The organism is Simplicispira psychrophila DSM 11588 (assembly GCF_000688255.1).
GTDB classification, from domain to species: domain Bacteria; phylum Pseudomonadota; class Gammaproteobacteria; order Burkholderiales; family Burkholderiaceae_C; genus Simplicispira; species Simplicispira psychrophila.
Genome location: NZ_JHYS01000013.1, coordinates 68387 through 91736 on the forward strand (window position 1 = coordinate 68387; position 23350 = coordinate 91736).

The window sequence follows — 23350 nt, forward strand, 5'->3', positions numbered from 1 at the left end:
ATGCAGCGCGCTGCTGCGCGCTGTTCACCGTAGGGTCAGGGCTCAGCGGCCTTCAAACACCGGCTTGCGCTTTTCAATGAAGGCCTGCATGCCTTCCTTCTGGTCGCGCGTGGCAAACAGCAGCTGGTTGGCCTTGCGCTCCAGCATCAGCGCGGTCTCCAGCGAGGCATCGACGCCGGCCAGCACCACTTCCTTGATCTGCATGGCGGCCAGTGGCGGCATGGCGGCAATCAAACTGGCCATTTTCAGTGCTTCGGGCAGTACCTGGTCGTCGGGCAGCACCTGGCTGACCAGACCCATCACGCGCGCTTCTGCGGCGCTGACCGGCTTGCCGGTCAGCAACAGGCGCATGGCGTTGAACTTGCCCACGGCGCGCACCAGGCGCTGCGTGCCGCCGATGCCCGGCATGATGCCGATACGGATTTCCGGCTGCGAAAAGCTGGCGCTTTCGCCGGCCAGGATGATGTCGCAGTGCATCGCCAGCTCGGCGCCGCCGCCAAAAGCGTAGCCGCACACCGCCGCAATGATCGGCTTGGGACAGCGCTCAATCGGTGCCCAGACGCGCTCGGTGTGGCGCTCCATGATTTCAATCGGGCCGGCGCCCTCCAGGCCCTTGATGTCGCCGCCGGCGGCAAAGACTTTCTCCCCCCCGGTCAGCACGATGGCGCGCACCGCATCGTCGGCGGCCAGCTGCGTAAACGCTTGCGATAGCAGCGCTTGCAGGTTCAGGCTGAGCGCATTGGTGGCCTGCGGGCGGTGCAGGCGCACCACGGCCACGCCGTCAGCGCCGTCGTTTGGGTAGCTGATTTGCAGCTCGCTGTGGTCCAGTTCTGGGGGAGTGGTTGGGGTGTTGGGTGTGGTCGGCATAAACAAAATCCGGCAAGTGTGGATGCGTGGCATGTTCTTTTCAGGGGGGTGCGGTCACATCGTCCTTTTGGACGTATCTGCCAGCTGCTGCAATCCGTAAATTTGCACCCATGACACAGACTAGCCATACCGATTTTGACCAACGCGTGGTGCTCGTCACCGGCGGCACCAAAGGCATAGGGCGCGGCATTGCCGAAGGCTTTTTGGCCGAGGGTGCCATCGTGGTGGTGTGCGCCCGCAGCGCCCCTGACACCTTGCCCCAAGTGGGCGAGCGCAGCGCCGAATTTTTGCCCTGCGACGTGCGCGAGGCCGACGCCGTGCAGGCGCTGGTCGCCGCCATCGTGCAGCGCCACGGCCGCCTGGATGTGCTGGTGCACAACGCCGGTGGCAGCCCGCCGGTCGATGCCGCCACGGTGTCGCCGCGCTTTCACGAAGGCGTGATTCGCCTGAATTTCACGGCCGCGCTGCACATGGCGCAGGCCGCCAATGCCGCCATGCAGAGCCAGGCCAGCGGCGGCGTGATTGTTTTTATCGGCAGCGTCAGCGCACTGCGGCCGTCCCCCGGCACGGCGGCCTATGGCGCGGCCAAGGCAGCGGTGCTCAGTCTGGCGTCGTCGCTGGCGGTGGAATGGGCGCCCAAGGTGCGCGTGGTGGCGGTCAGCCCCGGCTTGGTGCGCACTGAGCAATCCCATCTGCATTTTGGTGACGACGCCGGTATTGCCGCCGTCGGCGCCACCATTCCGGCCGGCCGCATGGCCGAGCCGTCTGACATTGCGCAGGCCTGCGTGTTCGTGGCTTCGCCGCGCGCCAGTTACCTGAGTGGCACCAATCTGTTGTTGCACGGCGGCGGCGAAAAGCCTGCCTTCTTGGCAGCGGCAAATGTGGGTACTTCCTGAGCGCGCGCCAGCGTCCACAGGAATCCCTGAATCAAACCAACGAAGGAGCATGGCCTTGGCTGAAAACGAGTGGATGAATGAAGTCCGAGCCCTGGTGGGCAAGGAATACGGGCGGATTTATGCCTGGGACAAAATCAACGCCCCGATGATTCGCCAATGGTGCGAAATCATGGGCGTGGACCCCGCGCGCTACATGGCAGAGGGCGCCGTGATTGCACCGCCGGCCATGTTGCAAGTCTGGTGCATGGAGGGTTTGATTGCCAACAACTACCCGCCCGGCTCGACCAAAGAGAATCCCTACGAAGCGCTGAAACTGATGGAAGCGCACGGCGTGGCCTCCGTCGTGGCAGTGAATTCGGAACTGACCTTTGGGCGCGATGTGCTCGAAGGCGAGCGCCTGTACTACTCCACCCGCCTCGATTCGATCAGCGAGCAAAAGACGACAGGCTTGGGTACGGGTTACTTCGTCACGCTGTGCATGACGTTTTTCTCGGAAAAAGCCACGGGCGACGAAGAAGTCGGCAGCTTGCTGTTTCGCGTCTTCAAGTTCAACCCAGCCAATCCGGTCAAACCGGGTGCGGACAAGCCCAAAGCAGAAGCCGCAGCGGCACCGGTCGCCAAGCGCCCAATGCCCGGTATGAGCGACGACACGCGCTTCTTCTGGGAAGGCGCACGCGCCGGCAAGCTGTTGATTCAGCGCTGCAAGGGTTGTGGCGAGCTGCGCCATCCCCCCGGCCCGGTCTGCCCCAGCTGCCACTCGTTTGAGTGGGACACGGTCGAAGCGTCTGGACGCGGCACGGTGTACTCCTTCGTGGTGATGCATTACCCCGAAGTGGCGCCGTTTGACCATCCGAACCCGATTGTGTTGATTGCGCTGGAAGAAGGCACACGCCTGATTTCACAAATGGTCGGCATCGCGCCCGGCGATGTGCGTATTGGCCAAGCGGTACAGGTCGAATTCAACCGCTTTAACGACGGCGAGCTGGTGCTGCCGCAGTTTCGCCCCGTAGCCACGCAAGGAGTGGCCGCATGAACTTCGATTTGACCGATGACCAGCGCGCGTTTGCCGACATGGCCGCTGGCCTGTTTGCCGACTATTGCAGCGACGAACAGTTGCGCGCCCACGACGCCGCCGGCACGGCGCCATTCTTTCAAGCGCTGTGGCAGCAGTGCGTGACCGCTGGCTTGAACAGCATCTTGGTGCCCGAAGAGCACGGTGGTTTGGGCTTGGGCATGACCGAGCTGATGGCCGTGCTGCAACAGCAAGGCCGTGCGCTGGCACTGGTGCCGCTGTGGGAGTCGCAAGTGACGGTGGCGGTGCTGGCGCAGTTCTCTCCCGCCGCGCTGCCGCAGGTGCTGGAAACCGCCATGGGCAGCGAGTCGCCGGTGGCGCTGTCGCTGCAATCGCTGTCGCGTTCGCGCGGCCCCTCGCTGCAACTGAGCCGCGCTGGCGCAGGTTGGACGCTGAGCGGTTTTGAGAGCGCCGTGGCGCTGGGTGCTGAAGCGCGTTATGCGCTGTTGGCCGCGCAAGTGGACGGTGGTGCTGACGGTGAAATGCGTCTGGTGCTGGTCGATGTGACCCAAGCTGCCGTACAGCGCACCGCTGGCCGCGACCAACACCACCAATCGATTGCCGATCTGGCATTTGACGGCCTGGCTTTGCCGGCCGAGAACGTCTTGCCGCTGGCCGCGACCGCATGGGTCGAGCAGCGCGCCATTGCCTGTGTGGCCGCGTTGCAGCTGGGCGTGACCGAGCAGCAACTACGCCGCACGGTGGAGTACGTCAGCGAGCGCAAGCAGTTTGACCGCGCCATTGGCAGCTTTCAGCTGGTGGCTGGCCAGATGGCCGATGGCCACATTGCTACCGAAGCGCTGCGCTCGGTGCTGTGGCAGTTGGTGTACCGCTTGGATGCCAACTTGGGCGCTGCGCCGCAGGCTTATGCCGTGCGCGCTTTGGCCAATGACACCGGCCACCGCGCCGGCCACATGGCCCAGCACGTGCACGGCGGCATTGGTGTGGACATCACCTACCCCATGCACCGCTTCTTGTTCTGGACCCGTGCACTGGGCGCGGCGCTGGGCGGTAGCGAGCACCACTTGGCACAGCTGGGTGACTGGCTGGTCGAGAACGACCACTTGGGCTGGAAGTACGACGCGCCCGAGGACGACAGCAGCACCGCTAACACCACCAACACCCGTAAGGAGGCCTGATATGGCGAAGTTTGACGACATTGCCGTGGGCGCAGAACTGCCCACGCTGACGGTGCCCGTGACGGTGGCGCTGGTGAACGGCGGCGCGATGGCGACGCGCGACTATTTTCCCGGTCACCACGATTTGCAGGCGGCGCGCGAGCTGGGCTCGGCGCACATCTTCATGAACATCCTGACCACCAACGGTTTGGTGCAGCGCTTTATTGACGACTGGAGCGGTCCCCAAGCGCGCATGCGCGATCTGAAGATCAAGCTGGGTGCGCCCAACTACCCCGGCGACACCATGACCCTCACCGGCGCTGTCACCGAAAAGCGTGACGAAGACCGCACGGTGCAAGTCACGCTCAAGGGCGTCAATTCCATGGGCAACCACGTCACCGGAACGGTGCGTGTGAGCCTGCCTTGATGGCACTTATTCAGTACATCCAGGACCTCCAGGAGCACACATTTACATGAACGATCTCTCTATTTCTGGCCGCGCCGCCATTGCGGGACTGGGCGCTACCGAGTTCTCGAAAAATTCTGGCCGCACTGAACTGCGGTTGGCCATGGAAGCCACGCTGACCGCTTTGGCTGACGCCGGCATCGACCCGAGCGAAGTGGACGGCTTCTCGTCGTACACCATCGACAAAGTGCCCGAGTACGAAATTGCCCGCCTGCTGGGTGCCAAGGACGTCAAATTCTTCTCGCAAGTGCCGCATGGCGGCGGCGCGGCCTGCGCGCCCATCCTGCACGCTGCGATGGCCGTGGCCACCGGTATCGCCAAGACGGTGGTGGTGTACCGCGCTATGAATGAGCGCAGCTGGTACCGCTTTGGCAATGGCAACTACGGTTTCGGCACCTCGCCGATTTTCGAGAACATCAACTACGGCTGGTACATGCCGTATGGCTTTCACACCCCAGCCGCTTGGGTGGGCATGTTTGCCCAGCGCTACATGCACGCCTACGGCGCGACCAGCGAAGACTTTGGCCGCGTGGCCGTTGCCGCACGCGACTTTGCCGCGACCAACCCGGCCGCCTTCTTCCACGGCAAGCCGATCACGCTGGAAGAGCACCAAGCCTCGCGCTGGATTTGCGAGCCACTGCACCTGCTCGACTGCTGCCAAGAGTCTGACGGCGCCGTCGCCATGGTGATCACGTCGAGCGAGCGCGCCCGTGATCTCAAGCAAAAGCCCGTGATCATCAAAGGCGCAGCGCAAGGCATCAGCGACGGTCAGCAAATCATGACCTCGTACTTTCGCGACGACATCACCGGCCTGCCCGAAATGGGCTTGGTCGCCAAGCAGCTGTGGCAGCAAAGCGGCCTGACGCCACAAGACATCCAAACTGCGGTGATCTACGACCACTTCACGCCGTTTGTCTTGCCGCAGTTGGAAGAGTTTGGCTTTATGAAACGCGGTGAAGCCAAAGACTTCATCCGCGCTGGCGAGCACGCCCGCGGCGGCAAGTTGCCGATCAACACCCACGGCGGCCAACTGGGCGAGGCCTACATCCACGGCATGAACGGTATTGCCGAGGGCGTGCGCCAAGTGCGCGGCGCGGCGGTCAACCAAGTGGCGGACGTGCACAACGTGCTGGTCACGGCCGGCACCGGCGTGCCCACCAGCGGACTTATTTTGGGCGACGCCTGATTTCGGCCAGCGACCAAGGAGCACAACACTATGTTTATCGACCTCACCCCCCAGCAGCACGCTTTGCGTCTGAAGGTGCGCGACTATTTCAACGACCTGATGACGCCCGAGCTGCGCTTAGAGCTGCGCGGCGCCGAAGGTGGCGACACCTACCGCCACACCATCCGCAAGATGGGCCAGGACGGCTGGCTGGCGGTCGGCTGGCCCAAAGAGCACGGCGGCCAAGGCCTGAGCGCCACCGAGCAGCTGATCTTCTTTGAAGAAGCCAACATCGCTGGCGCACCGCTGCCGTTTGTCACCATCAGCACCGTCGGCCCGGCGCTGATGGAAAACGGCACCGCAGCGCAAAAAGCCCGCTTTTTGCCCGGCATTGCTGCGGGCGAGACGATTTTTGCCATTGGCTACTCGGAGCAGCAAGCCGGCTCGGACTTAGCCACGCTCAAGACGCAGGCGCGTCTGGTGGGTGACTTGGAAACCGGTCACTTTGTGGTCAACGGCGCCAAGCTGTGGACCTCGGGCATCGAGTCGGCCGACCACGTGTGGCTGGCCGCTCGCACCGATCCCGATTTGGCACGCCACAAAGGCGTCTCGATCATGATCTTGGACACCGATGCGCCGGGCTTCTCGCACACGCTGATCCAGACGGTGGGCAACTTCACCGCAGCCACTTACTACGACAACGTCGAAGTGCCGGCCGACCGCTTGGTCGGGCAGTTGAACGGCGGCTGGAAGCTGATCACGGCGCAGCTGAACCACGAGCGTTTGGGCTTGGGTTCTTGGTCGGACAAGGTGTTTGGCCCCTTCACCCGCGTGTTGCAGTGGGCCAAGGCGCGCGACGAGCAAGGCCGCCGCGCGGTCGATCAGCCGTGGGTGCGCCGGGCGTTGGCTGAGTGCTACACCCGCCTCGAAGCCATGCGCTTGATCAACTTCCGCATCGCTGCCGATTTGGAAGCGGGTCGCATGGACGTGGCGTTGGCCTCGACCACCAAGGTCTATGGCTCCGAGGGTGGCATTGAGATTTTGCGCCGCTTGGTGGACATCGTTGGCTCCAGCGCGCTGGTGCGCGCCGGCTCTAGCGCCGCGCTGTTGCTGGGCGAGCTGGAGTACGAAGTGCGCGCCTCGACCTTGATGACGTTTGGTGGTGGCACCAACGAGATCCAGCGCGAGCTGATCGCCCAGTTCGGCATGAACATGCCGCGCCCGGTGCGCTAAAGCACCGCGCTGACCCATCCAACACAACGACGCATAGGGAGACGGCGTGAACAATGCAACCATCGTGCCGCGCGAAGTAACGCAGGCCAAGCTGGACATCCGGTCCAAGGCGGGGCAACGCCACCGTGCCTCACAAACCTACACCATGGCCGAGCGCATCGAGGAAAGCGCGGTGCGCTTTGCTGCGCGCGCCTGCCTGCTGTATGGCAAAGAGCGCTACGACTACGACCAGACCAACCGCCGCATCAACCAGGTGAGCCATGCCGCGCACGCGCTGGGCGTGCGCTGTGGCGACGTGGTGGCCTTGTGCATGGAAAACCGTCCGGCGTTCCTGTTTACTTGGCTGGGCCTGGCCAAGTTGGGCGTGCGGGTGGTGTTTCTGAACACCAACGTCAGCGGCAAACCGCTGCTGCACGCGCTCGAGGCTACCGGTGCCACACATATCGTGGCGGGTGAGGAATGCCTAGAACTGTTTGCCGCCACCGAACTGCCCGGCGAGCTGCGCTACTGGCTCTGGCCGGATGCCGAGCGGCCGGCCGCAGCGGCGCTGCGCGCGCGCTGCGTACTTAATCTGGAGCAGGCTGCGCGCCAGGCGCCCGATACCAACCCGCCCGCCGAATGGCGCGCAGGGTTGGTGGCGGGCGATACGGCTTTGTACATCTTCACCTCGGGCACCACCGGCTTGCCCAAGGCGGCAGTCATCAGCCACGCCCGCTGGCTTATCACCGGCGACGTGATGGTGGCGACCATGGACGTGACGCAGGACGATGGCTTCTATTGCTTTTTGCCGCTTTACCACGGTGCCGCAGCGTTGTCGGCTGCTGCCACAGCGTTTACCTCGGGCGCCAGCCTGCTGCTGCGGCGCAAGTTCAGCCGCAGTGAATTCTGGCCCGATGTGCGTCGCCACAACGTGACGATTTGTCAGTACGTCGGCGAAATCTGCCGCTTCCTGCTGAGTGTGCCGCCGCAGCCGGACGACCACCACCACCCGCTGCGCAAGCTGGTTGGCGCCGGCATGGCGCCCGAAGTCTGGGAGCAGTGGATGCGCCGTTTTGGCGCGCAGTTCCAGATCTACGAGGGCTGGGGCTCGACTGAATCCAATACCAACACCATCAACCTCGATAACCGCGTCGGCTCCTGCGGCCGCGTGCCGTTCTGGGAAAAGACCAACCTGCGCCTAGTGCGCTATGACATCGACAACGACAGCTACATCCGTGACGACAACGGTTTTTTGCAGCTGTGCGAGGTCGGCGAAGTCGGCGAAGCCATTGGCATGATCATCAACATCCCCGATGTGGTGGGCGGGCGCTTTGAGGGCTACACCTCGGCCGAGGCGACAGAAAAGAAAATTCTGCGCAACGTCTTCAAGAAAGGCGATGCCTGGTGGTCGTCGGGCGACTTGCTGCGCTACGACGAGGACGGCTATTGCTGGTTTGTGGACCGTATGGGCGACACCTTTCGCTGGAACAGTGAAAACGTCTCCACCACCGAGGTCGCCGATGCGCTGGGCGATTTTCCAGGGCTGGACGCCATCACCGTCTATGGCGTGAAGGTGGCAGGCGCCGAGGGCCGCGCCGGCATGGCGGCGCTGGTGCTGCAGCCAGGCGTGGCGTTCGACCCGCAAGCGTTCTGGGCCTTTGCGCTGGAGCGCCTGCCGCGCTACGCCGCTCCGCTGTTTCTGCGCCTTGCGCCGACCACCGACATGACCGGCAACTACAAGCTGCGCAAGGTGGACTTGCAGCGCCAGGGTTACGACGCCGCGCTGGTGAGTGATCCGCTCTACCACCGCGACGACCATGCCAAGACCTATGTGCCGCTGAGCGCCGTGGAACTTCAGCCAAGGGCGCTGGCATGACGCGCCTGCATGCCCGGGCGGTGCTGGACTATCCGTTTGAAGCGCCGGCCACCGACGGCGCAGTGGTCGAAGTGGCACCCGGCATCCTGTGGGCGCGGATGCCCATGCCGATGGCGCTAGACCATATCAACGTCTATTTGCTGCGCAGCGACAATGGCTGGACGCTGATCGACACCGGACTTAATACCGAGACCACGCGCGAGCGCTGGGAGCACATTGTGGCCACGCATCTGCAGGGCCTGCCGATCGTGCGCCTGGTCTGCACGCACATGCACTACGACCACGCCGGGCTGGCCAGTTGGCTGTGCCAGCGTTTCAACATTCCGCTGTACATGACGCACGGCGAATATTTCATGATGCGCGCGCTGGCCGAGCCCATGCCGGATCCGCTGCCGCAAGCCCAGGTCGAGTTCTACCAGCACGCCGGGATGCCACAGGAGCGCGTCGATCGCATGTGGAAGGCCATGCGCAAAGATCCGTTTTTGCCGCCGCAGCCGGATGCGTTCATGCGCCTGCGCGGAGGCGACGAGATTGAGCTGGGTGGACGCACCTGGCGCGTGGTGATTGGCGAAGGCCACTCGCCTGAGCACGCCTGCCTGTACTGCGAACAAGACGCCATCCTGATTGCCGGCGACCAGTTGCTGCCGCGCATCAGCTCCAACGTGCTGGTCACCGGCATCGAGCCCGAGGCCAATCCGCTGCAGCTGTGGCTGGAGTCGCTCAAGCGCCTGGAGCAGCTGGCGCCGAACACGCTGGTGCTGCCCTCGCACGAGCGCGTGTTTCGCGGCCTGCACGCGCGCACGCAGGAACTGCGCGAACACCACGAGCACCAGTTTGTGCTGCTGCGTGCCCACCTGACCGAACACGCCAGCTGCACCGCCTTTGAAGCCATGCAGTGCCTTTTCCCGCGCTTGCGCGGCCCAGTCGACGACATGCTGGCGCTGGGCGAGTCGATTGCCCACCTGTCCTGGTTGCGTTACGCCGGCGTGCTGCGGCGCGTGCTGGACGAGGACGGCGTGCACCGCTTTGCCCTGGCCGACCCGTCGTTTGCACTCACCCTTCCTCCCTCCGACGCACCCCCAAGCCCCGAACTCGAAGAGGCCAGCCATGCAAGACACTGAAAATTTCCGCGCCGAAACCCGCGCCTGGCTGGAGGCCAACTGCCCGCCCGCCATGCGCCAGCCGCTGACACAGGAGCAGATCGTCTGGAGCGGCTCCCAGGTCACTTTTGGCAATGACGACCAGCGCGTCTGGTTCGAGCGGATGCGCGAACGCGGCTGGTTTGCACCCGATTGGCCGACCGAGCTGGGTGGCGGTGGTCTCACCCCCAAGCAGGCGCGCATCGTCGAGCAGGAGATGCTGCGCCTGGGTTGCCGCCCGCCGCAGTTCAACCTGGGGGTGTGGATGCTCGGCCCGGTGCTGCTGGAACTGGGCAGTGACGCGCAAAAACGCGAGCACCTGATCCCCATGATGCAGGGCCGTGCGCGCTGGTGCCAGGGCTTTAGCGAGCCCAATGCCGGCTCGGATCTGGCCAGCCTGAAAACCTCGGCACGCGTGGACGAGAACGGTGACTTCGTTGTCAACGGCTCGAAAATCTGGACCTCCTATGGCGACCAAGCCGACTGGATGTATGGGTTGGTGCGCACCGACACCAGCGTGAAGAAGCAGGAAGGCATCAGCTTCATCCTGATCGACATGAAAAGCCCCGGCGTCACCGTCAAGCCGATCGAGCTGATCAGCGGCAAGTCGAGCTTTTGCGAAGTGTTTTTTGACGACGTGCGCGTGCCGGCACGCCAACTGGTCGGCCCGCTCAACGGCGGCTGGACGGTGGCGAAAAAATTGCTGCAGCACGAGCGCGCCGCCATGTCCAAATTCAGCGAAGGCGCCGCACCCTCGCACGACGCGCTGGCTGTGGCGCGGCCTTATCTGTACGACGCAGATGGCACGCTGCTGGAGCCGGTGTGGCGCGACCGCCTGGCCGCGCTGCTGATGGACTCGCACGCGTTTTCGCTGACGCACCAGCGCGTCAAGGAAGAAGCCATGGCGCGCCTGGACGTGAGCGGCCCATCGTCGATCATGAAACTGGTGCAGACCGAGCAGGAAGTGGCCAAGTACGAGTTGCTGATGCAGCTGATGGGCCAGCGCGGTTTGAGTTGGGAGGGAGACGAGTTCAGCCGCGATGAGCACGACATCTGCCGCCTCTGGCTGCTGGCCAAGACCTACACCATCTCGGGCGGCAGCAGCGAAGTGCAGCTCAACATCATTGCCAAGCGCGTCCTCGGCCTGCCCGGCTGAAGCGCTCGCAAGGTGCCTACGATAAAAAACAGGAGACACAGCATGGGTTTTTTGCTGAACGATGAACAGCGCCAGCTGGGCGACAGTGCGACAGAATTTTTGAACGCGCAGTCGCCCCTCAGCCTGCAGCGGCGCCTGCGCGACGAGCGCGCGCCGCTCGGGTTTGAGCCGGCGCTGTGGCAGCAGGTGGTGGAGCTGGGCTGGCCGGCCGCCGTTTTTCCGGAAGCGTATGACGGTCTGGGCGTCGGCTACCTCGGCCTGGGCGCGGTGTTCGAGGCCATGGGTCGCACGCTGGCGGCGCTGCCGCTGCTGTCCTCGGTGGTGCTGTGCGGCGAGCTGCTGCTGGCCGCTGGCAGCGAGGCGCAGCGCCAGCGCTGGCTGCCTGGCTTGGTGGACGGCCAGCAGCGCTTGGCGCTGGCACTGGACGAGCAGGGTCGCCACCATCCCGAGCGCATCAAGACGCACGCCCGGCGCAATGCGCAGGGCAACGGCTGGGTGCTGGACGGCGAGAAATGGTTTGTCATCGACGGCATCGGCGCACCCTGGCTGATCGTCGTGGCGTGCGTGCTGGACGCGCAAGGCGCTGATGCCGGTCTGGGCCTGTTCATGGTCGAGGCGACACAGGCTGGCATCACGCTACAGCCGACGCGGCTGGCCGACAGCCGCAACCACGCGCGCATCACGTTGTCGGGCGTGGAAGTGGCCGACGCGCTGCGCCTGAACGCCGCCGCGGATGCCGCACAGGCGCTGGACGCAGCACTCGACCGCGCCCGCATCTGCCTGGCCGCCGAAGGCCTGGGCCTGCTGCGCGAGGCGTTCGAGCGCACCAACGCCTACCTGAAGGAGCGCGTGCAGTTCGATGTGGCGATTGGTTCGTTCCAGGCACTGCAGCACCGCATGGCGCGGCTCTACACCGAGCTGGAAATGCTGCACAGCTGCGTGCGCGCGGCGCTGTCGGCCATTGACACCCCTGCCGACACGCAGGACGCCGAGCTGGCGCTGCTGGCCAGCCTGGCCAAGGCGCGCGCCTCGGATCTGTGCGAGAAGCTGATGAACGAAGCCGTGCAGCTGCACGGTGGCATCGGCGTGACCGACGAGTTTGACCTGGGGTTGATGGTCAAACGCGCCCGTGTGCTGCAGCACAGCCTGGGCGATGGGGTGTTCCACCGTGAGCGCTATGCACGACTGAAAGGATTTTGACCGCCATGAACGCTAACGTTAATTCTTCTGCCACCCGCCAAGACGACTTCGATCTGCTGGCGCTGGCCGAACGCTGCCGTGCGCAGCTCACTGCCCCAGGCGCACCGTTTGAGCTGGTTTCCGTCGGCCTGAATGGCCAGCAGTTGCCGGCCTATCGCAACGCCTTTACCTCGTTGCCGGCGTTGCTGAACGCCGGGCGTGTGCATGGCGCCAGCGAATTCATGGTCTACGAAGGCGAGCGCTGGACGTTTGCCCGTTTCTACCAGGCGGCCGATGCGCTGGCCGGGCGCTTGCAGGCCGAGCACGGTGTGCAAGCCGGTGACCGCGTGGCCATTGCCATGCGCAACCGCCCCGAATGGGTGGTGGCGTTTGTTGCGGTCGCGCTGATTGGCGCCGTGCCGGCACCGCTGAATAGTTTTGGCCTGCGCGAGGAGTTGCTGTCGGGCCTGCGCGACGTGCAGCCGCGTTGGCTGATCTGCGACGCCGAGCGCTTTGTCCATGTGGGCGCTGACCTGGCTGCGCTGGGGTGCCGTGCCGCTGTGGTGGACGGCGCGCCGGGGCAGGGCGATGTCGCCTGGGCCGCGCTGCTGGCCCCTGGTGCGCCAGCGCTGCAGCCGCCGACGCTGGCGCTGGACGACGAAGCGCTGATTTTGTTCACTTCCGGTGCCAGCAGCCAGGCCAAGGGGGTGCTGTCAACGCAGCGCGCGGTTTGTCAGGCGCTCTACAACATCGATTACATCGGCGCCATTGCGGCCATGACCTCGCCCGATCTGATCGCCACCATGCTGGCGCGCAAGCTGCAGCCGACCACGCTGACGGCGGTGCCTTTGTTCCACGTCAGCGGCCTGCACGCACAACTGCTGGCCTCGCTGCGCCATGGTCGTCGGCTGGTGTTCATGCGGCGCTGGAGCCCCACGCAGGCGCTGGAGCTGATCCAGAAAGAAAAAATCACCCAGTTCAACGGCGCGCCATCGATGGTGATGCAGCTGCTGGCCGAGCCCGGTTTTGACGATCCGACCATCACCGCCAGCCTGGGCGGTGTCGGTTTTGGCGGCGCCGGTCTGCCCCAGCGCGTGATCGACGATGTGCTGGAGCGCCGCCGTGACGCCATGTCGGGGGTCGGTTTTGGCCTGACTGAGAGCAATGGCGTGGGCGCGGCGGCGGCGGGCCAGCTGTTCCAGGCGCACCCCCAGTCAGCGGGCCAAGTCTCACCCATCATCGAGCTGCGCATTGCTGAGTTCGATGGCACGCCGGTGCCAGATGGGGAGTCCGGCGAAATCTGGCTGCGCGGCGTCAGCCTGATGCAGGGCTACTGTGCCCAGCCCGATGCCACGGCGCGGGCGTTGGCCGATGGCTGGTTTCGCACCGGCGACATCGGGCTGCTGGAGCCCGGCGGCTTTGTGCGCGTGGTTGATCGCATCAAGGACGTGATCAACCGCGCCGGTGAAAAAATCGCTGCGGCTGAAATCGAGTCCTGTCTGCTACAGCACCCCGATCTGGTCGAGGCGGCGGTGTTTGCCCAGTCCGATGACCAGACCGGCGAAGCTGTGATCGCCGTGGTGGTGCTGGCACCTGGCGCCCGCGTGAGCGCGCAAGAAGTGCAGGCCCATGTCGCCGCCCGCCTGGCCGCCTACAAGGTGCCTAAACAGGTGCATGTGCGCCAGGAGGAACTGCCGCGCAACCCCGCCGGCAAGCTACTCAAAACCCTGATCAAGCGCGAATACGTGGCCATCTAAGCCCGGCGCGCGCTGGCGCTGAAAATAACATATGAAACAAGCTTAAACCCTTTGGCAATAAGCGCTAGTAGCTATTATTTATATAGCTCTTGCGACCAAAGGGGGCTTCGCTGCGCCCAAGGCAACGCTATTTCATTTCGTCACACCATGGCACTACTGCGGGTGACAACCTAGTCCCATCAGACGATGGAGAGATGTCCGCAGAGCTCAACAATTCTTTCCGGGACGACTGACCATGCGTGCTTTGGCCCACGTGTCCGTTGAAACCGCCACGCACCTGGGGGCGACTTGGATTGCCACCTTTTTTATAGAGATGCAAGGAGACTTTGATGAAAACAATGATGACCGTGATACCAGTAGCCGTGGGGCTGCTGATGGCTGGAACGGCGATGGCCAAGGTGCCTGCGGCGGAAGCTGCCAAGCTGGGCAAGGAGCTGACCTGTGTCGGCGCTGAAAAGGCCGGGAGCAAGGACGGCGTGCCGGAGTATTCCGGCAAGTGGCTGGGCACGCCCCCCGGCGTGCAGTACACGCCGCATGTCGGTCAGCACCCGGTAGACCCCTATGCCAGCGAAAAGCCGGTACTGACCATCACCGCCGAGAACCAGGCGCAATACGCCGCCAAGCTGTCGGATGGACAAAAGGCCTTGTTCGCCAAGTTCCCAAAGACCTTCCGCATGGAAGTCTATCCAGGCCACCGTGATTTCCGCCTGCCCGATTCGGCCTGCGATGCCGCCAAGAAAAATGCGCTTAACGCCGAGATTGCCGACGGCGGCCTGAGTATCAAGGGCGCCGTGCGCGGCGCCGTTCCGTTCCCGATTCCGAAGAACGGCCAAGAAGCCTTGATGAACAACATGTTCCCCAACCGTGCTTTTAACGAGGACAAGACCACCGACTTTGCCAATGTGCTGTCCGACGGCAGTATTTCCTGGGGACGCTCGCGCAACCAGAACCTGGACCACGGCAATATGCCAGAGGTGGCGGGCAAGCCTCTCGAGGGGTTGATGGCCAACGCCCTGACTGCGACGCTGTTGCCCGAGCGCGAAAAGGGCAGCGTCAGCGTGTCGTCCGAGCCGGTCAACTTTGCCAAGGACAAGCGCTTGGCCTGGAGCTATGACCCCGGCACCCGCCGCGTGCGCCAGTTGCCCGAATACGGCTTTGACCAGCCGCTGGGAGGCTCCGGCGGCAAGATGACTATTGACTCCGACCGCCTGTTCAATGGCTCGCCCGAGCGCTATAACTGGCAGCTGCTGGGCAAGCGCGAGATGTACGTTCCCGCCAACGCCTACAAGCTGCACGCCAAGACCGTGAAGTACGCCGACCTGCTCAAGCCTGGTGTGCCCAACGCCGAGTTTATTCGCTGGGAATTGCGCCGCGTCTGGGTTGTTGAAGGCGCACTGAAAGACGGCTACCGCCATCTGTACGGCAAGCGCGTGCTTTTCCTGGACGAAGACACCGGCCAGGCCGTCATGTCCGACATGTATGACGCGCGTGGCTCGCTGTGGCAGTACGCCTTCCTCAACTACTACTACGGCTTCGACATTAATGCGTGGCAAGCGGGCACAGCCTTTTATTTCGATTTGAACTCGGGTGGCTACATCGCCTACAACCTGTTCCAGGAGCGCCCCACCGGCCCGATTCTGAACAAGGGCAATCTCAAACCGTCCATGTTTACCCCCGAAGCCGCCCGCAACGCCGGTAACTGAGCCCACGCAGCCCCAGAGAACTCGAGGAGACATTCCCCATGAAAAAAGAAAAATCAGCCCTGACCAAGGCTTCACCCATTGCCTTGGCCGCAGCCTTGCTGTGCGCGGCGGGCGCGGCCAGTGCCGGTGAATCCATCGAATTTGGCGATGGCTACAAGCTCGACTGGCGCCTGAACACCAACTACACGCTGTCCCAGCGCACCAAAAGCGCGGCGCCGCTGCTGGCGAACAATGCCGCCGGCAATGACGGCGACAACAATTTTTCCAAGAACGCGCTGACGGCCAATCGCCTTTCAGCATTGTTCGAGGGCAAGTTGTCCAAGGGCGAGAGCGGTCTGGTGCTGTCGGCCAGCACGTTCTATGACGATGTCTACCACCGCAGCAACGACAACCCCGGCCTGGGTGTCAGCAAGCCGGGACGCGTGGACGAGTTCTCCGCTGACGCCAAGCGCTTCCATGGCGGCTACAGCCGTATCCTGGATGCCTACGCCTACACCTCGTTTGAGTTTGGTGACTCTCGCCGGGCCACGATCCGTGTCGGGCGCCAGGCCGTGAACTGGGGTGAGGCGGTGTATTTCCCCAATATCGCGCAGGCGCAGGGACCGTTTGACGGCACCAAGTCGGGCGTGCCCGGCACCGAAACCAAGGACGTGATTCTGCCGGAAGACCAGATTGCGGCTTCGGTCGAGATCACGCCGCGCTGGACCATGCTCGGTCAGGTGCAATTTGGTTTTCACGAGACGATTGCTCCGGCGCCAGGCACGTTCCTGAATAGTTCGGATGGCGTCGGCCCCGGCGGCAGCTGCCTTGGCGTCTACAACGGCGGCAACACCTGTCTGGGATTCGCGCGCAAGGACGACATCACGCCTGGCAAAACCGGGCAATGGGGGATTGGTACACGCTACCGCGTGACCGATCAGACCGAAGCCGGCCTGTACTATCTCAACTACAACGACCGCACGCCGCTGCCCATCATCCAGCCAGCGCCGCCCACCTACCGTATGGGCTCCTACCAGGTGCGTTACTTTGACGACGTCAAGTTGCTCGGCGGTACCGTCAGCACCACCTTCGGCAACACCTCCGCCTACGGTGAAATGACCTATCGCAAGGGCGTGCCGCTCCTGATGGGTGCGTTGGCTACGCCCGAGCGGGCCAATGCCACGCAGATCAACGTGGGTACCTTCACCAACATTGGTCGCTCACCGATTGCCGACTCGATGCAGTTGTTGGGTGAAGTGTCCGCCGTCAAATACAGCGGCTATGAAGGCAAAAAGAGTGATTTGAACTTCAAGACCGACTCCGGTTTGGCGTTCTCTGGCACCCTGGTGCTGGGTTATCCCGGCGTCTTTGAGGGTTGGGATCTGACGGTGCCGATCAGCTACTCGCAGCAGCTCAGTGGCCGCACGCTGTTGGGCGGTGTGGGCGGCAAGGGCGATAAGCGCTACAGCATCGGCGCCACCTTTGTGCGCCGCGGCAACATGTCGGTCAATGTGACCTACTTGGGCTACCTGGGGAGTGCATCGCTGGATGCGGTCAATTACCGCCCGCTGGCCGACCGCGATCAGCTGGCGTTGAACCTCAAGTACTCTTTCTAAAGCTGTTTTGCGCTGACCATGCAGCCGGTTTTATGCCGTTTTCCGTGCCCTCTCGACGGGACAGATGGCGGGGCTGAGCAGGCGTAAAACCGGGTCGGCAGAAAACACTCCAAGAGCCATTCTTCTGGTGGGGGGCCTGGATTAATCCAGGCCCTTTTTGTGTTTTTGGACGCTCCGCTCAACTTTTGTTGTTCAATGCGCGGCGCCGTGCCAGCAGCCACCACACTAGCCCCACGATCAGCAGCAGCGACAAACCCCACAGCTCATCTGCGTCCACTGCCTTGAGCAGATACACCAGAGCGTGGCCAGTTCCATAACCTGCACCGGCAATGAGCAGTGCCCATAGCACAGCTGCCAGCCCATTCAGCAGCAGAAACTGAGGCCAGGAAACGCTGCTCATGCCAATAGCGATTGGCCCGGCGATGCGCAGCCCGTACAGGAATCGGAGGGACAGAATCACCGGCAGGTAGTGGCGATCCAGCAAGCCACGAACGCGGGCCGCGCGCGGCTCCAGGGACGGATAGCGCACCAGCAGCGCGGTGCCATAGTGGCGTCCGATCCAAAAATACAGTTGGTCGCCCAGAAAGCTGGCAAATGCGGCTACTGCAACTACCACCGACATCGACAAATGCCCGCGAGAGGCCGCTGCGCCCGCGACAAGCAAAACGGATTCGCCTTCCAAAAAGGTGCCCACCGCCACCGCTACGTAGCCATAAGACTGTACCCACTCTGCGATATGCGCCGCTTGCATGATTCAGTAGCCTTTGGTTCGCGATCTGTGCCGTGGAATGGCTCCGTGTGACAACAATGGGCCGATTTGGCGGGTCGTTGGTTGAACAAAAGAATGCAGAGCACCATGAAAGCCAACAGCGCTGCCGATACCCACCGTGGTGGTGGCCACAATCGTCGTTCAGTAGAAGAGCGGATGAAAGGCCTTGGCCTTGATTTGGGCAGTGACCGCCATCAGAAAGAGGACGGCAAAAATAGCCGTATCAATCAGGTAGCCCAGGTGCATCGACATCGAGACGGCATCGCCCCCGTCTCACTGAGCGTGGTGGCGGCAATCTTGATGATCCAGAAAATCAAAGTAACTTCTGGTACTTTGATCAAGGCGTCTTGTGTGAACGTGTTCATTTTGAATCCTAGTGAATAGTTCAGTTTTTCCCTGAAACCCATCCGCAGTCTTCAGCCACGCCGCCTGATTTGTGCTTGAGAGGTACTTTTGTAACGCAAAAATGCTCCTATGAGGCATTCCCTAATTCTGGGCTAAGACTCGGCATTCACTATTGAGAGCATTCCATCACTGGTTTCAGGCCCTCACCATGTCTCTTGACTCTGCTGTTTTTTTGTCCCTCAATGGCTCGGCCACTTCGCCGCATTGGTTGACGCTTATCGGGCTCTTTGCTACTCAGCATTTGATGCAATGGATAGCTGGGGGCACTGTAGCGATCTTTGTCACGGGCAACCGGCAAGTGAAGTTACACGTGGTGCAGCTGCTTGTCGCCATCACAGCAGCTTGGTTGCTGGCAAGGCTGGGCCAGCATTTCATTCCCATTGACAGGCCCTTCACTGTGGGGCTTGGCAAGCAGTGGCTGCCGCACGCAGCCTCGCATGGATTTCCCAGCACACATGCGACCGTTGCTTTCGCATTTGCCACCGCCGTTGCCCTGACTGCAGGGCGCCTGCATTGGGCGTTGCTTGCCTTGGCCGCTGCGGGTCTGGTGGCCTGGAGTCGCGTGTACCTTGGCTTGCATTTTCCGTCGGACGTGCTGGCCGGCGCCTTGGGGGGAAGCGTATGCGGGTGGCTGGTATGCCGGTGCCCGTTCTGGCATTCGCCAACAACCCATTCCGATGCTGCAAAGGAGATGACATGATTGCCTTGCTGGACACTGCGCCCCCCCAAGAGAGGTTTTCGCCGCATGCTCAGGCTGTCAGTGTCAGCCGCGATGGCGTGCTGGCTCTGGCGCAACCATTACCTCGTAAACTTGGCTCTGTCTCTTGCATTGTTCCGTGCTACAACGAAGCGGTGAGTCTTGAGCAATTACTGCCTCAGTTGCATGAGACCCTTCAGGCCTGCACTGAACAATGGGAAGTGATTCTGGTGGACGACGGCAGTTTGGATGCCACCAGTCTGGTGCTCGCCAAGTGGACGCAGACACCGGGTTTTCGTGCACTGCTGCTATCGCGCAATTTTGGCAAGGAAGCCGCCTTGATGGCGGGTCTAGAGGCGGCGCAAGGTGACGCCGTTGTGATGATGGACAGTGATTTGCAGCACTCGCCATCGCTGATCCCCGTCTTTCTTCAGCATTGGTGCCAAGGCAGGGATGTGGTCTACGCGCTGCGTGAAGATCGGCACGATGAAAGCAGTTTTAAGCGGCTGGGGACTCGCTGGTTTTACAGACTCGTCAATATGTCGGGGCGATTCGAGGTGCCGGCCGGCGCGGGGGATTTTCGTCTCATGGACCGCGCTGTCGTCAACGCGTTGCTGTCGCTGCCGGAGCGCAACCGGTTTATGAAGGGGCTTTACGCCTGGGTCGGATTCGACGTGATTGCCGTTCCCTACATGCCAAGTGCACGGCTGCACGGCACAACCACCTTTAGCCCTTGGCGCCTGATTCGGCTCTCACTCGATGGCCTGACCGGCTTCACCACTTGGCCGCTGCGTGCCGTGAGTGGCATCGGTTTTGTGCTGGCGGTTTTTGCCCTGCTCTATGGCGCTTATCTGACCCTTGCCTATTTTCTCTACGGGCACGTTGTTAATGGCTGGACCACCCTTGCTGTGAGTCTGATGGGGTTTTCAGGTATCCAGCTCTTGTCGCTGGGCATCGTAGGCGAATACGTGGGGAAAATTGCAGAAGAGGTCAAGGCGCGGCCCCTCTATGTAATCAAACGTGAACTGGGTCAGGGCCTGAAAAAGGCCAATCGATGAACGCATCTCAGCCGTCGGCAAAATTTGCCATTGCCGCTGCCTCCTTGCTTGTGCTGGTCTGGCTGGCTTTTACGACATGGGCACGCCCTTTGATGCTTCCCGATGAAGGGCGTTACGTCGGCATTGCTTGGGAAATGCTCCGTTCTGGTGACTGGCTTACCCCCACGCTCAATGGGTTGCCCTATTTTCACAAGCCACCACTTTTTTACTGGATCACCGCCGCTTCCCTGTGGCTCTTTGGCCACCACGAATGGGCCGCCAGAATAGCGCCATTGCTGGGTGCCTTGTTGGGGACGGGCGCTTCTTATGCATTCGTTCGCCGCTGGTCAGGCGAGCGGGCCGCGCGGAGGGGAGTGGTGGTGTTGCTGGCACAACCTATATGGCTGATTGCCGCGCAATTTGCCAATTTGGACATGCTTGTGGCGGGATGCATCGTCGCCACCATCGTTTTGCTTGCGCATTCTGTCTTGCTTGCTGACGAAGGAAAGCCTTGGCATGGGGTTCTGACTACCGCCTGGGGCATGGCTGCCCTGGGCGTGCTTGCCAAGGGGTTGATTGGTTTTGTGCTGCCTGCACTGGTAGTCTTTGCATGGCTTCTCGTGCAGAAGCGGTGGCGCCGTCTGGTCGGCCTTTTGTGGTGGCCAGGAATAGTGGTTTTTCTGGCGCTTACCGTGCCCTGGTTCGTGGCTATGCAGCAGCGGTTCCCGGAATTTCTGGACTATTTTTTTGTTGTTCAGCATTTCAGGCGGTTCACCGACAGCGGTTTCAACAATGTGATGCCTTTCTGGTTTTACCCTGCTGTACTGTGCCTGTGTTTTCTGCCATGGTTGCCCTGGATGCTGCGGGCTTTCAGGCCCAGGGCCGACCTGTCGGCTACCCAACGCTCGGTTCGCCTGCTGCTGTTGATTTGGCCTGCCATCGTCGTTGTATTTTTCTCGTTACCCCAGTCTAAGTTGCTGGGCTATGTATTGCCCGCCATTGCCCCGCTGGCATTCATTGCGGCAGACGGCTATCTATCGCGCACTTCTTTGTCCGGCACCCCGGCCCGCATGTGGTGTATTGCGGCTGGCATCGGGTGCACGCTGACGCTGGGTCTCCTCAACTGGATCGCGGTCCATCCACAAAATTCCACACGCCCTTTTGCGCTGGTACTGCGCGACAGCCGCCAGCCGTCCGAACCTGTTGTGATGCTCGACAAATACTATTTCGACCTGCCGTTCTATGCCCAGTTGGGTGGCCCGGTGGCTATCGTGGAGCGCTGGGACGATCCCAAACTTCACCAACAAGACAATCAGCGCAAAGAGATTGCTGACGCCGGTCAGTTCGACAAAGCCGCTGCAGCCAAGCGCCTGCTTTTAGCCGCAGGCTTGCCTGGTCTTTTGTGCCGCTCGGGTACCACGTGGGTGCTGGGCCCTTCCTCTGCAGGGGAACGCTACCCATTTTTGCAGGCGGCAGCCGACCTGCAGCACCAAGACGGCACCACGCTGTGGCGCGTTGACAGCAGCAGTCCGTCCCTGCTCAATGCGCTGGGTTGCGACGGAAAGCCCAGTAGTGACTCACCACATAAGGTCCACCCGCCACAGCAATAAGCACTACAGCCAGCACCAAGTCGTAGCGCAGGGCACTCCAGCGCAACAGCAATGCATAAGCGAGTTCATTGATGGCAAAGCCGCATGCAGATACAGTAAAAAATCGACCCGCAGAGTGCCAGAGTGGCACGCCATGGTGGCGAAAAGTCCAGCGGTAATGCCCTGAAAATGAAACGCTGAACGCTATCAGCCAACCCAGCACATGGGCCCACAAGGGCTACCAGTCAGCATGTTCCACAAGTACCACCACGACGCTCCAGTGCACAGCGGCAGCAGCAGTGCCCACCAACACGAAGCGGGCGACTCTCCCGCACAGATGCTCGGCAAGGGCGTTGCGTTGACGGATAAAAGATTGCATTCGCATGAGCCCGCAGAGCATAGCCGCAGCCTGTGCATTGCTGTGGATGATTTTGGGCTTCACCCAGGCGTGTGCGTGGCAGCACTCTTGCTGTCTCGGCTAGGGCGCGCGCAAGCCATTGGCTGCATGGTCGGGGCCCCAGCTTGGCCTCAATGGGCCCAGGAGTTACAAGAACTCGACCCACACCAGACAGAAATGGGCCTGCACCTGGACCTCACGCAGCACCCTTTGCATTTGCAACCACAGAGGCTGGGGTCGCTGATTCTGCACAGTTGGCTGCGAACGGTTGAACGCACTGGTATACGCACTGAAATTTGTGTGCAACTGGATGCCTTTGAGCAGCGAACTGGCAGTCCGCCCGCCTATGTGGATGGGCACCAGCATGTGCACCAGTTTCCGGTCGTGCGCGAGGAGCTGCTGACGCAGTTGCAACTGCGCTATCCGAACCATCTGCCATGGCTGAGAAACACCGCGCGGTATTCAAGTGCACGCGCCGGCCAGCCAGCGTCTTGGCGGCAAACGATCAAACCCCGGATGATTGAAGCGCTGGGGGCTGCTGCACTGGCGCGTCAGGCGCTTGCACGGGGCTTTCGCCAGAACAACCATCTACTGGGAGTACACGATTTCAGTGGTGACGAGGACAGTTACCTTGCTTGGACCAGAAGCTGGTTGCAGGCGTGTGTCAGCGGTGACTTGCTGATGTGCCACCCGGGGCTGGGCACCTACCCGCAGGATGCGCTTGGTTCGCGCATCCATGAGTATCGGGTGCTCTCAGGCAGCGCATTTGGCGAGGTGATAGAGAAAAATGGCATCCGACTTGAACCCCTGGGACAGACGCTCGCGTGTGGTGTGGGATGGTGACCTGCAAGCGCAGGGATCGCGCTGTGTAAGTCGAGACAGTCGCTCCATTGGCACTCAAATGTATGCACCAGCGCTAGGGCCACTTCAGTGAAAGCCTCTGCCTGGCTTTGCCATGCGGATCGGTGCCCAGGCTGCACTGCACGTGCCCTTGCACCACACGCGCTGCAACAAGGCGCTGACTGATCGCCATTTGCCAGGCATGTCCGGCGCAGAGGCTTTCTCCCTACACAGAGAGAAGGTGATGGCGCAGCAAAAATTGCACAGTAGGGCAGAAAAAAGCAAAAAGCCCGCGAGAGGCGGGCTAAGTGCTTGATTTATTTGGCTCCTCGACCTGGGCTCGAACCAGGGACCTACGGATTAACAGTCCGGCGCTCTACCAACTGAGCTATCGAGGAATATTTTATGTTGTAAA

The 23350-nt window shown here is 62.2% G+C and carries 20 protein-coding genes, 1 tRNA gene and 1 pseudogene; 17 read left to right on the forward strand and 5 right to left on the reverse strand.

What is annotated here, in order from left to right; translation table 11 throughout:
- Positions 1-42: 42 nt before the first annotated feature.
- Positions 43-900 carry an enoyl-CoA hydratase gene (locus tag Q390_RS0113055; RefSeq protein ID WP_245606919.1) on the reverse strand — a complete coding sequence of 286 codons (858 nt, stop codon included), beginning with the start codon at positions 898-900 and terminating at the stop codon, positions 43-45.
- Positions 901-977: 77 nt separating this feature from the next.
- Between Q390_RS0113055 and Q390_RS0113060 the strand changes: the two genes are divergently transcribed.
- The 13 genes from Q390_RS0113060 to Q390_RS0113120 all read left to right on the forward strand — a co-directional run bounded on the left by Q390_RS0113060 (position 978) and on the right by Q390_RS0113120 (position 17201).
- Complete coding sequence (locus Q390_RS0113060; protein WP_027996468.1) at positions 978-1763, forward strand: SDR family oxidoreductase; 786 nt, start codon at positions 978-980, stop codon at positions 1761-1763.
- 55 nt (positions 1764-1818) lie between these two features.
- A complete protein-coding gene (locus tag Q390_RS0113065; protein ID WP_027996469.1) occupies positions 1819-2796 on the forward strand; it encodes a Zn-ribbon domain-containing OB-fold protein in 978 nt (325 codons plus the stop codon).
- Positions 2793-3974 carry an acyl-CoA dehydrogenase family protein gene (locus tag Q390_RS18470; protein WP_051603233.1) on the forward strand — a complete coding sequence of 394 codons (1182 nt, stop codon included), beginning with the start codon at positions 2793-2795 and terminating at the stop codon, positions 3972-3974. Before Q390_RS0113065 ends, Q390_RS18470 begins: the two co-directional genes overlap by 4 nt.
- 1 nt (position 3975) lies before the next feature.
- Positions 3976-4380, forward strand: a complete 405-nt coding sequence (locus tag Q390_RS0113075; RefSeq protein WP_027996470.1) for a MaoC family dehydratase — start codon at positions 3976-3978, stop codon at positions 4378-4380.
- Positions 4381-4426: 46 nt separating this feature from the next.
- The gene (locus Q390_RS0113080) at positions 4427-5605 is read left to right on the forward strand and encodes a lipid-transfer protein (protein WP_027996471.1); all 1179 of its coding nucleotides are present in this window, start codon (positions 4427-4429) and stop codon (positions 5603-5605) included.
- Positions 5606-5635: 30 nt separating this feature from the next.
- The gene (locus tag Q390_RS0113085) at positions 5636-6817 is read left to right on the forward strand and encodes an acyl-CoA dehydrogenase family protein (protein WP_027996472.1); all 1182 of its coding nucleotides are present in this window, start codon (positions 5636-5638) and stop codon (positions 6815-6817) included.
- Between the two features lie 46 nt (positions 6818-6863).
- On the forward strand, positions 6864-8672 hold the full coding sequence (locus Q390_RS0113090) for a long-chain-acyl-CoA synthetase (RefSeq protein WP_027996473.1): 1809 nt from the start codon (positions 6864-6866) through the stop codon (positions 8670-8672).
- A complete protein-coding gene (locus Q390_RS18475) occupies positions 8669-9793 on the forward strand; it encodes an MBL fold metallo-hydrolase (protein ID WP_084153909.1) in 1125 nt (374 codons plus the stop codon). The genes Q390_RS0113090 and Q390_RS18475 overlap by 4 nt, the downstream gene beginning before the upstream one ends.
- Positions 9780-10967 (forward strand): acyl-CoA dehydrogenase family protein, encoded by a 1188-nt coding sequence (locus Q390_RS0113100; RefSeq protein ID WP_027996474.1) that lies wholly within the window; start codon positions 9780-9782, stop codon positions 10965-10967. The genes Q390_RS18475 and Q390_RS0113100 overlap by 14 nt, the downstream gene beginning before the upstream one ends.
- A gap of 42 nt (positions 10968-11009) precedes the next feature.
- On the forward strand, positions 11010-12167 hold the full coding sequence (locus Q390_RS0113105) for an acyl-CoA dehydrogenase family protein (protein WP_027996475.1): 1158 nt from the start codon (positions 11010-11012) through the stop codon (positions 12165-12167).
- 5 nt (positions 12168-12172) lie between these two features.
- Positions 12173-13903, forward strand: coding sequence for a class I adenylate-forming enzyme family protein (locus Q390_RS0113110; RefSeq protein WP_051603234.1), 1731 nt, complete (start codon positions 12173-12175; stop codon positions 13901-13903).
- A gap of 329 nt (positions 13904-14232) precedes the next feature.
- Complete coding sequence (locus Q390_RS0113115; protein ID WP_027996477.1) at positions 14233-15606, forward strand: DUF1329 domain-containing protein; 1374 nt, start codon at positions 14233-14235, stop codon at positions 15604-15606.
- 38 nt (positions 15607-15644) lie between these two features.
- Complete coding sequence (locus Q390_RS0113120) at positions 15645-17201, forward strand: DUF1302 domain-containing protein (protein WP_037472981.1); 1557 nt, start codon at positions 15645-15647, stop codon at positions 17199-17201.
- Between the two features lie 178 nt (positions 17202-17379).
- On the opposite strand, the gene Q390_RS0113125 is transcribed toward Q390_RS0113120, so the two are convergent.
- Positions 17380-17952: a DedA family protein gene (locus Q390_RS0113125; RefSeq protein ID WP_037472983.1), complete on the reverse strand. Its 573-nt coding sequence runs from the start codon at positions 17950-17952 to the stop codon at positions 17380-17382.
- Between the two features lie 162 nt (positions 17953-18114).
- Positions 18115-18335: pseudogene (locus Q390_RS19580) on the reverse strand (hypothetical protein); the annotation flags it as partial.
- 188 nt (positions 18336-18523) lie between these two features.
- On the opposite strand from Q390_RS19580, the gene Q390_RS18480 reads away from it, so the two are divergent.
- The 3 genes from Q390_RS18480 to Q390_RS18485 are packed head-to-tail and all read left to right on the forward strand — an operon-like array spanning position 18524 to position 21719.
- On the forward strand, positions 18524-19075 hold the full coding sequence (locus Q390_RS18480; protein ID WP_156949902.1) for a phosphatase PAP2 family protein: 552 nt from the start codon (positions 18524-18526) through the stop codon (positions 19073-19075).
- Positions 19072-20130: a glycosyltransferase family 2 protein gene (locus tag Q390_RS0113140; protein WP_084153911.1), complete on the forward strand. Its 1059-nt coding sequence runs from the start codon at positions 19072-19074 to the stop codon at positions 20128-20130. The genes Q390_RS18480 and Q390_RS0113140 overlap by 4 nt, the downstream gene beginning before the upstream one ends.
- Positions 20127-21719 (forward strand): ArnT family glycosyltransferase, encoded by a 1593-nt coding sequence (locus Q390_RS18485; RefSeq protein WP_051603236.1) that lies wholly within the window; start codon positions 20127-20129, stop codon positions 21717-21719. Before Q390_RS0113140 ends, Q390_RS18485 begins: the two co-directional genes overlap by 4 nt.
- On the opposite strand, the gene Q390_RS20635 is transcribed toward Q390_RS18485, so the two are convergent.
- On the reverse strand, positions 21649-21921 hold the full coding sequence (locus Q390_RS20635; RefSeq protein ID WP_342666099.1) for a GtrA family protein: 273 nt from the start codon (positions 21919-21921) through the stop codon (positions 21649-21651). The genes Q390_RS18485 and Q390_RS20635 overlap by 71 nt on opposite strands.
- A gap of 114 nt (positions 21922-22035) precedes the next feature.
- On the opposite strand from Q390_RS20635, the gene Q390_RS19590 reads away from it, so the two are divergent.
- Positions 22036-22938 (forward strand): ChbG/HpnK family deacetylase, encoded by a 903-nt coding sequence (locus Q390_RS19590; protein ID WP_169737282.1) that lies wholly within the window; start codon positions 22036-22038, stop codon positions 22936-22938.
- A 319-nt stretch (positions 22939-23257) separates the two neighbouring features.
- On the opposite strand, the gene Q390_RS0113155 is transcribed toward Q390_RS19590, so the two are convergent.
- Positions 23258-23333: transfer RNA gene (locus Q390_RS0113155), tRNA-Asn, on the reverse strand.
- Between the last annotated feature and the right edge of the window lie 17 nt (positions 23334-23350).

What these genes read in the sequence shown, in the direction of transcription:
- Q390_RS0113055 (WP_245606919.1), bottom strand. Translation starts at nt 900, where the DNA reads ATGCCACGCATCCACACTTGCCGGATTTTGTTTATGCCGACCACACCC.
- Q390_RS0113060 (WP_027996468.1), top strand. Translation starts at nt 978, where the DNA reads ATGACACAGACTAGCCATACCGATTTTGACCAACGCGTGGTGCTCGTC.
- Q390_RS18470 (WP_051603233.1), top strand. Translation starts at nt 2,793, where the DNA reads ATGAACTTCGATTTGACCGATGACCAGCGCGCGTTTGCCGACATGGCC.
- Q390_RS0113075 (WP_027996470.1), top strand. Translation starts at nt 3,976, where the DNA reads ATGGCGAAGTTTGACGACATTGCCGTGGGCGCAGAACTGCCCACGCTG.
- Q390_RS0113080 (WP_027996471.1), top strand. Translation starts at nt 4,427, where the DNA reads ATGAACGATCTCTCTATTTCTGGCCGCGCCGCCATTGCGGGACTGGGC.
- Q390_RS0113085 (WP_027996472.1), top strand. Translation starts at nt 5,636, where the DNA reads ATGTTTATCGACCTCACCCCCCAGCAGCACGCTTTGCGTCTGAAGGTG.
- Q390_RS18475 (WP_084153909.1), top strand. Translation starts at nt 8,669, where the DNA reads ATGACGCGCCTGCATGCCCGGGCGGTGCTGGACTATCCGTTTGAAGCG.
- Q390_RS0113100 (WP_027996474.1), top strand. Translation starts at nt 9,780, where the DNA reads ATGCAAGACACTGAAAATTTCCGCGCCGAAACCCGCGCCTGGCTGGAG.
- Q390_RS0113105 (WP_027996475.1), top strand. Translation starts at nt 11,010, where the DNA reads ATGGGTTTTTTGCTGAACGATGAACAGCGCCAGCTGGGCGACAGTGCG.
- Q390_RS0113110 (WP_051603234.1), top strand. Translation starts at nt 12,173, where the DNA reads ATGAACGCTAACGTTAATTCTTCTGCCACCCGCCAAGACGACTTCGAT.
- Q390_RS0113115 (WP_027996477.1), top strand. Translation starts at nt 14,233, where the DNA reads ATGAAAACAATGATGACCGTGATACCAGTAGCCGTGGGGCTGCTGATG.
- Q390_RS0113120 (WP_037472981.1), top strand. Translation starts at nt 15,645, where the DNA reads ATGAAAAAAGAAAAATCAGCCCTGACCAAGGCTTCACCCATTGCCTTG.
- Q390_RS0113125 (WP_037472983.1), bottom strand. Translation starts at nt 17,952, where the DNA reads ATGCAAGCGGCGCATATCGCAGAGTGGGTACAGTCTTATGGCTACGTA.
- Q390_RS18480 (WP_156949902.1), top strand. Translation starts at nt 18,524, where the DNA reads ATGTCTCTTGACTCTGCTGTTTTTTTGTCCCTCAATGGCTCGGCCACT.
- Q390_RS0113140 (WP_084153911.1), top strand. Translation starts at nt 19,072, where the DNA reads ATGATTGCCTTGCTGGACACTGCGCCCCCCCAAGAGAGGTTTTCGCCG.
- Q390_RS18485 (WP_051603236.1), top strand. Translation starts at nt 20,127, where the DNA reads ATGAACGCATCTCAGCCGTCGGCAAAATTTGCCATTGCCGCTGCCTCC.
- Q390_RS19590 (WP_169737282.1), top strand. Translation starts at nt 22,036, where the DNA reads ATGCTCGGCAAGGGCGTTGCGTTGACGGATAAAAGATTGCATTCGCAT.